This is a genomic window from Peptostreptococcus sp., from assembly GCF_977045075.1.
In genome coordinates this window covers 1-8,977 of the sequence record NZ_CDRRTB010000075.1, presented here as the reverse complement: position 1 = coordinate 8,977, position 8,977 = coordinate 1, and the positions used below count along the sequence as shown (strand labels likewise).

The following is an 8,977-nucleotide window of genomic DNA, read 5'->3' as shown; positions in this document are numbered from 1 at the left end:
TACCGGCCTCTATCATGTTTACATAGTCTTCGTTTAGGGCATCAAAGCCTATCTGAGAATCTGAATTTATTACATTCTGTATGATTACAGACCCTTCTAGGCCTGCATTTACAGCTATCTGTCTTAGCGGCTCTTCTAGGGCCCTCCTGATTATCTGTGCTCCTAGTTTTTCTTCCCCATCAAGTGATGCTACTAGGTCCTCTACTGCTGGTATGGCACTTACAAAGGCTGTACCACCGCCTGCAACTATACCCTCCTGTACGGCTGCCTTAGTTGCATTTAGGGCATCCTCTATCCTTAGCTTTCTTTCCTTCATTTCTACTTCTGTAGCTGCTCCAACCTTGACAACAGCTACCCCACCTGATAGCTTGGCCAATCTTTCTGCCAATTTTTCCCTATCAAAGTCTGATGTAGCGTCTGCTATCTGCATCTTTATCTGGTTGATCCTGTGGGCAATATCTGCCTTTGAGCCTACGCCACCTACTATAGTTGTTGTTTCCTTATTTACCTTAACAGTCTGGGCCCTACCTAGCATTTCTAGCTGGACATCTTTTAGGTCAAAGCCTAACTCTGTAGATACAAACCTACCACCTGTAAGGATGGCTAGGTCCTCTAGCATGGCCTTTCTCCTGTCACCAAAGGCTGGTGCCTTTACTGCTACTACGTCAAATGTTCCCCTTAGCTTGTTGACTACTAGTGTTGATAGGGCTTCACCCTCTAGGTCTTCAGCTATGATAAGTAGCTTGCCACCATGCTGAACCAACTCCTCTAGTAGGGGTAGTATTTCCTGTATATTTGATATCTTCTTGTCTGTAATCAGGATGTATGGATTTTCTAGGACTGCTTCCATCTTTTCTACATCGTTTACCATGTAGGCAGATACAAAGCCCCTATCAAACTGCATACCTTCAACTGATTCTAGCTCTGTAACCATTGACTTTGACTCCTCGATAGTGATTACACCGTCCTTGCCAACTGTCTTCATGGCCTCTGCTATCAGCTTACCTACCTCTTCGTCACCAGCAGAAATTGCGCCTACCTGGGCGATTTCTTCCTCTGTATTTATTTCCTTAGAATTCTTCTTTAGCTCTTCTACTGCCACGTCTACGGCCTTCTTTATACCCTTTCTTAGTAGGATTGGGTTTGAGCCTGCAGTTACGTTCTTTAGGCCCTCTCTTATTATTGCCTGGGCTAGGACTGTGGCTGTAGTAGTACCGTCACCTGCCACATCGTTAGTCTTTGTTGCTACTTCCTTGACTAGCTGGGCTCCCATATTTTCAAACTTGTCCTCTAGCTCTATTTCCTTGGCTATTGTTACACCGTCGTTTGTGATCAGTGGTGCCCCAAATTTCTTGTCTAGTATTACATTTCTACCCTTTGGTCCAAGTGTTACCTTTACTGTGTCTGCTAGCTTGTTTACACCTGCTTCCAAAGAGGCCCTTGCATCCTTTGCAAACTTAATTTCCTTTGCCATTTTAAAACTCCTTCCAAATAAGTATATATTTTTTTCTAGCAATTATATATTCATTTGTTTATAAATTACCATATCTTATATTGCTTTTTAAATATATAAAAAAAATTAATATATCACTATACCAATATACCTACTATATCCTCTATCTTTAGGACTATAAATTCATCCTTGTCTATCTTTACTTCAGTTCCAGCGTACTTGTTGTAGATTACCTTGTCACCTACTTCTACTTCCATCTCGATTTCCTTGCCGTCAACTATACCTGAGCCTACAGCTATAACCTCTGCAAACTGTGGTTTTTCCTTGGCAGCTCCTGTCAAAATTATTCCACTGGCTGTCTTTTCTTCGGCTTCTACCTTCTTCAAAACAACCCTATCTCCTAATGGTTTTATCATCATATTAAACACCTCCGTATTTGTTTAGCACTCTCTTTCTTTGACTGCTAATAGTATATATCTTAATTCTTAAAAAAAGCTTAAATTAAAGCAGTGGTGAGAAGAGTCTAGCTATTGATTCTGCCAGTCTCACCCATAAGGTTCTCTTACTGTAATACTCCTCTAAAAGCTGGATTGAATCCTCCTGGTCCTGGTAAAATTGGTCTGCAATCCTATTTATGTATTCCCTGTCATAGATAAAGGCATTGACCTCAAAATTAAGCATAAAGCTCCTCAGGTCCATATTTGATGATCCTATAGAAGCCACCTCATCATCCACCAAGAATACCTTGGAGTGGATAAAGCCCTTCTGGTATAGGTAGACCTTGCCACCCGTCTTCATTATTTCCTCTAGGTAAGAGTAGGATGCCACATTCACTATGTAGTGGTCTATCTTCTGGGGAAAGATTATCCTTACGTCTACACCGCTAAGGGCCGCTGTCTTTATGGCCTTTAGGAGGCTTTCATCCGGTATAAAGTATGGGGTTTCGATATATACCCTCTTCTTGGCCTGGCTGATGGCTGAGAAAAAGGCATAGTGGATGTCCTCCCACTTGCTATCGGGTCCTGTACCAACTACCTGGATAGCCGTATTTCCTACAGTCTTCATCTTAGGCATATACTTTTCATCGTTTAGGAGCTCCTTGGTCGTCAGGTACCAGTCCACTATAAAGATCAGCTGGAGCATATGAGTAGCTATACCCCTTATCCTGATATGGCTGTCCCTCCAGTAGCCAAACTTCTTGAACCTACCCATATACTCATCACCTATATTTAGGCCTCCGGTATAGCTTATTTTGCCATCTATTACGGCTATCTTTCTATGGTTCCTGTAGTTTAGCTGGCCACCAAAAATCGGAAACTTGGTTGGCAGGAAGGCTGCACACTTTACACCAGCCTCCTTTAGCTCTCTTAGGAAGGACCTTTTTATCTTGAGTCTCCAGCAGGCAAAATCATCGTAAAGGAGTCTGACCTCAACCCCACTTCTTGCCTTGTCTATCAGGATGGCCTGGATTTCCCTGGCTATCTGACTATCCTTGACTATAAAGTACTCTAGGTGGATATGGTCTTTGGCCTCCTTCATATCTTTAATTAGACTGGCAAACTTCTCGTGTCCATCCTTGTATATCTCTAGCTCATTGTTGGTAGTATAGGGGAACTGGCCTATATTGAATAGGAGCCTTACTACCCTTTCCTTGATAGGGCTGACTTCATCTCCCATCAGGACCCCATCTTCCAACATCTTCTGCTGGTTTTTAACTATTTCCTTTAGGGCCTCCATGCTGTATAGGAGCTGCCTGTGACTCAGCTTGCTAGACCTGGTCTTGGCCCTAAATAGCTTTTGCTTTCTGATATTCCTACCAGAAAATACATAAAAGAATATCCCTATACCTGGAAAAATCATAAACATCAAAAGCCATAGTAGGGTCTTTGATGGGTCCCTGTTTTCCAGTAGTATATTCAATGAAATTATTATCCCAATTAGATAGGACAAGAAAATTATTAAAGCTAATACTTTTAATACCATTACATCCTCCTACCTATAAAACATTCTATTGAAATAGGCCAGCCTATATTTTTCTAGTCTCGCTTATCTAGGAAACCTGCTTGCCTATTTACTCTTGTCAACAGCTTACTTACCTATTTCAAGCTCTCTTACATAGTAAAATAGGTACTGCTGGGCAAAGCCAGCATCCTGACCAAACAGGTCCATACCAAACTTCCTCATCTTAGGCAGGCTCATGTCCTCTGCCCCATAAAATTCCTGCATTACCCTCTTTACCCAGACATCTACCGGGAAGGACTGGTACTTTCTCATACCAAAAAGGGCTATACAGTCGGCCACCTTGGCCCCAACACCCTTGAACTTAAGCAGCTCCTTGTGGCAGGAATCATGGTCCATATCTACTAGGGCCTTAAGGTCTATATTTTCATCCAGTACTGCCCTTGTAGTGTAGTAGATATACTTGTCCCTAAAGCCAGTCTTACAGTCTCTTAGGTCCTCTATACTGGCCCTTGAAAGTTCTTCTGGACTAGGGAAGGCATAGTAGTCCTTGCCCCTATAGGTCCCTATCTTGCGGCCATACCTCTCTGATATATTGTTGATGGCCCTCTGTATCATTGGTATCCTGTTATTGGAGGATATTATAAAGGAGATTAGCATCTCCCAACCATCCTGCTTTAGGATCCTAATACCAGGCCCAAATTCCACTGCCTTTTTCAGGTTTTCATCCATCTTGGCAAGTTTCTTTTTTAGGGCGCCGTAGTCCCTGCCAAGGTCAAAGTATTCATACCATATATTCTCAAAGTCCTCTAGGCTGGTATTGTCTATATGTATAGAGTCCCCCTCCTTGCTGACATTGATTACCCTGCCCATGGCAACCCCTGTATAGGACCCGTCCTCCTGCCTTAGCCACCTAAAGCACTGGCCACAGTCAAATACATGGGCTGGCTCGAAATCCTCTAGGCCCTCTAGTATAATTCCATTTTCTACCTGTCTTATCTGCATATATTTCTCTCCTAAGATCTATTTATTTAAAAAGCAGCCATACATTAGTACAACTGCTCTTCTTCCCATTAGCCATTAAGCCTATCTCTAAATTCATCTGGGCTTAATACGTCTTCAATTTTTGCATTGACCTCTACAACCTTTAGGCCTGTCATACTCATTACCTGCTCTTCAATAATGTCCTTAAGCTGTAGGTAGATATCTCTTGCATTCTTACCAAATTCCAGCCATAATCTTAGGTCAACTGCAACCTCAGTTTCTCCAACTTCAACGTTTATACCACTGCTTTCGTTGCCCCTGCCTACTATACCTGAGAAGGCACCATTGCTCTTTACAGTAGTGATACCTTCCTGGCCCTTTATAGCCATGGCAACTATCTTGGCTATTACCTGTTCTTCAAATACCAGCTTGCTCTTGTGCTGGCTTTCTGTATTATTATCCTTGTATTCCATCTTTACACCTCTCTATATTACTTTTTAAACCACCTATACTGGTAGATTCATTGTTTTTCCTATTCTAGGTCTACTTAAACTTCCTAACTATAGTTTCAAAGACACCCACAACAAATGGGTTCTGGTCAAATAGCTGACCGATTATATTTGCTATCAAGACTACTAGACATATTACAAGGGTCTTTAGGAAGCCAATCCATAAAAATAAAATTGCTATAATAATTCCAACTATAGTAGCTACAACTGTGTTTGGCTTGTCCTTGTAGGCTGCTGCCAGGATTGCTTCTAGCTTTTCTGTAAGGGTCTTTTTCTTTACATTGTTGATAAGTGGTTTTCTCTTTTCACTAGTTCCCTCTGACCCTTCCTGGTCATAGGCCTCCTCGTAGGCCTGGAAATTCTCACTTTTAGGCTCTTCCACCTTAGACTTGCTAGATATGCTGTCCTCAAATATTATCGTGGCCTTTACGGGTCCAGTCTTTGTAGCTGCCTCCTTGACAGTTTTATCCTGACTATCAAATATATCGTCTATATCTTCTATATGGTAATTTTCATCTATCATTTCGGCACCTCCTTACTTAACCCTTTTAGCCTTGCCCCTGATTTCAGTACCAGTCTTGGACTTTCTTGGGACCTTCCTAGGCTTGTCAGCCTTGTTCTTTTTCTCTACATCATAAAATTTAATATTTATTTGGTCTACCCTCTGGCCGATAAAGTTTTCAACCGCCTTGTGTAGTTCTTCCTGAATCATATTTGTCAGTCCGGTCATACCTATGGCCTGGGCCCTGTCATGAGTATATTCATCTGCTTGACTATTATCAGTCTGAATTGCAGGGTTGTCAACATCTATTTGTCCCTTATCAACCTGGATTGTAGCATTGTCAATCTGGATTTGAACATTATCAGTCTGAATTATAGCCTTATCAAGATTTATTTGGTCATTATCAACCTCTATTGCCTTATTGATTGGCTGGTCTGATTCTTGACTGGTAAATTCCTGGCCCTCAAGATGCAAATTCTCTGTGAAGTATTCTGACTCCATATATTTGCTATAGTCAAGTCCACACTTTATATTTACCTTGACATCAGGATAGGCGTCATTTTTATTTCTGGCCTTTACCTTTATATCCAACTGGTCTATCACTCCAATTTGGCTTGCGGCGTATCTGATAGTCCTCTCTATAGACTTGTCAGATATCCTGATAGCCCCTTCATCTTCAAAGATAAGTAAATAGCTATCGTAGGACTTCTTGAATAGTATATATATAGCCCTTAGGCATGTCACCCCTAGCACTAACACTAGGCCTATATTTACTAGCAAGGTGTAGCTAGCATTATCCCTGATGGCATCTACAAGAGTCTTCATAAACTCTAGGTCAAAGGCCATGGAATATAGGACAATTAGTAGACATACTAGTATAAAGAAGTATATTAAATTTATAATTTTTCTAAAAGTAGACATATCATTTCTCCTAATATTGTATCAATATTTACATATAAGTTCACAATTCTAGTTTAGCACATAAAGGGCCCAAAATAAAGATATTTAAAGTAATAAAGGGAAATATATTTATAATAAATACATTTCCCCCAAGTCGAAGATTATTTTCCACTTATTATCCTATAAATTTTCTCTGGACTCTTGTTCTTGTCACCACTGATAAAGACCTGTCTATCCTTAAGCCTAATCCTTACAAGTGGCCTCTTACTGCTGTTGATATATAGGTCTAGCCTGCCTGACTTTTTGCCCCTAAACCTACCTATCTTAATTTCTCCCATACCAATTCCATTAGTCCTAATATAGGAGTCATCCTCTAGGTCATCAACCAAGTCCAGGCCTTTTATATCTGACCTCTTAAATTCAGTCTCATACATGCCTGACTTTATGCTTATGTAGTCCTTGTCCTCCCTAACCATTACATTTTTGTCAATAGGTACTAGGCATACCAAAACAGTTCCAAGTATTATCAATATAAGGACTGCATTTATCACTATGGCTGACTTTTTAGCCATATTAAATTCCTGGTTCATTGAATTTAACCTGCTAGGCACTAGGAGTCTCTTGTCATTTGGATTAGAGTACCAGCCCTTCCTCCAGTAGTAGTCGTCATCCATATATTCAATATTCTTAGCCTGGCTAAGTATATCATCCTTTTTTGTGTTGACTATCCTGGCTACGAAGGCCACGACTATACTTGATATAACAAGGCTCCCTATATATATTCCAAAGTCTACCTCATACAACCAGGCATTTTTAGATACCCTGTAAAGTATATAGGCATTTGTCAAGAATACCATTATATCCCCTATTAGGCAGGCCCTAGACCAGTATAGCTTGTCTACCCTGTTGGCCATGTAGTTGATGTCGCTGTCCTCACAGTAGACCTGGTTTTTTCTATCCCCGTATATTATATGGGTAAGAAGGAAGGATAAGGACATGACTAGTCCAATAGCTAAAATTGTCAGACAAATGAACCTAGAATCCTGGTAAGCGGAAGGATCCATCCCCTTGGTCACAGCCTTAAATACCCTTCCTCCTATTAGGGTGTCTATCAAGAAATATGCATAGACAAGCATAAAGGGTAGGTGGACAAGTGGATGGATTTTAATCTTGTCAACCATGCTAGATACCCTAGTATCTACCCTTACTAGGCTAGACCCCTTACTAAGCCAGCCCCTATCCTCCTTGAGCCTATACATATCCCTCATACAAAATACGGAAAGGTACTGATAGTAGGCTATTATAAATACTATCCAGGTCATGTAGACTACAATAAAGAAGCTAATGTCTACCCAAGTCATTACTAGGGTAATAATCGAACCAAAAACCAAGGCCAGCTTAAAGAAATTGAGCTTCTTCTTATACCTATCAACCAGGGTTAACAGGTCTGGATCCTCCAGCTTTTCACGGTCAATATGCATACCCAAGACCATGCCATTTTTATACTTTACAATCTTGCCTATGACTGACCAAAAGACCAGACACATGATTAGATTGGAAATTCCTATAATAACTAATAATAATATATTCATACTTTTACCTCCAATTAGCTTTTGTTCTTGGTAAGTGCCAAGCTTTATCTAAGCCCATCTATAAGCCTAATATCTAGGGCTCCTGGCATGGTTCTAGTCCTACGAAGACCCTTTCACACATCTTTAAAAAGTCTTTTTTGTCCATGCCCTTGACACTGGCCTCTGCTGTTAAAAGGGCTAGGTCAGACTCTAATTTTTCCTCAAAGTCCTTGTCCATGGTCTGGCTTTTAGCTACGAAGGCCCCAGCCCTCCTGTCTATCTCTATAAAGCCCTCTGCCTTTAGGATCTGGTAGGTCTTGTTGACAGTCATGGTATTTATGCCTGCATCCTTGGCCATCTGCCTAACAGTTGGCAGGCTCTCACCTGGCTTTAGGTCCCCCCTGCCTATGCCCAGGACTATTTGGTTTCTCAGCTGTACATATATTGGTACGCTCGAAGATGTATCTAAAGAAATAATCATATCGCTTCCTCCTATCTAAATTATACTGGTTTTTTGTATTAGTATATATAATACTTACTTTGTATTACTAATTATAATACAAATAATACAATCCTTCAAGCCCTTTTTAAAATTTTTGTCCATTGAAAAAGCGCCATACTTATGACCCTTAAATCATAAAATGGCGCTTGATCTAAAATAAACCCTATAATTAAGTTTTATTAAAACTTATCTGTTTTTATTATGTCTTATATATCTTCCTCTGTTAACCACTGAAGACATGTTCTCACCTTTGATCTAGCTTTATAAGCACCTATTATCTATAGGCTAGTCACTAGTCCTACTGGTTTTGTGGCGAATATACCTCTATATGGTCTGCTAAAACCTTAATATCTACTGGTAGTCTGTCACCTTCATCACCATCAATATCAGTTTCTAATGGCCTATCTGAAGTTATACTTATTTCCTTAGCTTCAAAGAATTCAATTTTATCGTTTTCTACCAGTGCCCCTTTTAGGAAATCGGGAATTAGGCCTACCTTAGAAGCAAGAGATGCCTCCTTTAGGATTAAAATATTGGCATAGCCTACCCTGTTGTGGTCGAACATTTTTTTGTCGCCAATAAAATTAGAAAGGAGTA

10 protein-coding genes are annotated in these 8,977 nt (G+C 40.4%); all 10 read right to left on the bottom strand.

Going from position 1 to position 8,977, the window contains the following annotated elements; genetic code table 11:
* Positions 1-1,474: chaperonin GroEL (gene groL, locus ACW6OJ_RS06525; protein WP_456096079.1), on the bottom strand; the 1,474-nt coding region annotated here is incomplete at its 3' end.
* A 116-nt stretch (positions 1,475-1,590) separates the two neighbouring features.
* Entirely contained in the window at positions 1,591-1,872 is a 282-nt protein-coding gene (locus ACW6OJ_RS06520; RefSeq protein ID WP_456096078.1) for a co-chaperone GroES, read from the bottom strand.
* Between the two features lie 82 nt (positions 1,873-1,954).
* Positions 1,955-3,436, bottom strand: a complete 1,482-nt coding sequence (gene cls / locus ACW6OJ_RS06515) for a cardiolipin synthase (protein WP_293699207.1) — start codon at positions 3,434-3,436, stop codon at positions 1,955-1,957.
* A 105-nt stretch (positions 3,437-3,541) separates the two neighbouring features.
* Entirely contained in the window at positions 3,542-4,417 is an 876-nt protein-coding gene (locus ACW6OJ_RS06510; protein ID WP_456096077.1) for a DNA-3-methyladenine glycosylase family protein, read from the bottom strand.
* A gap of 68 nt (positions 4,418-4,485) precedes the next feature.
* Positions 4,486-4,869, bottom strand: coding sequence for an Asp23/Gls24 family envelope stress response protein (locus ACW6OJ_RS06505; RefSeq protein ID WP_293428965.1), 384 nt, complete (start codon positions 4,867-4,869; stop codon positions 4,486-4,488).
* 70 nt (positions 4,870-4,939) lie between these two features.
* Complete coding sequence (locus ACW6OJ_RS06500; protein WP_456096076.1) at positions 4,940-5,428, bottom strand: DUF2273 domain-containing protein; 489 nt, start codon at positions 5,426-5,428, stop codon at positions 4,940-4,942.
* 12 nt (positions 5,429-5,440) lie between these two features.
* Positions 5,441-6,328, bottom strand: coding sequence for an alkaline shock response membrane anchor protein AmaP (gene amaP / locus ACW6OJ_RS06495; protein WP_456096075.1), 888 nt, complete (start codon positions 6,326-6,328; stop codon positions 5,441-5,443).
* A 140-nt stretch (positions 6,329-6,468) separates the two neighbouring features.
* On the bottom strand, positions 6,469-7,899 hold the full coding sequence (locus tag ACW6OJ_RS06490; protein ID WP_456096074.1) for a PH domain-containing protein: 1,431 nt from the start codon (positions 7,897-7,899) through the stop codon (positions 6,469-6,471).
* 73 nt (positions 7,900-7,972) lie between these two features.
* Complete coding sequence (locus ACW6OJ_RS06485) at positions 7,973-8,359, bottom strand: GntR family transcriptional regulator (RefSeq protein ID WP_456096073.1); 387 nt, start codon at positions 8,357-8,359, stop codon at positions 7,973-7,975.
* Between the two features lie 319 nt (positions 8,360-8,678).
* Positions 8,679-8,977 (bottom strand): diacylglycerol/lipid kinase family protein (locus tag ACW6OJ_RS06480; protein ID WP_456096072.1); only part of this gene is annotated, 299 nt, incomplete at its 5' end.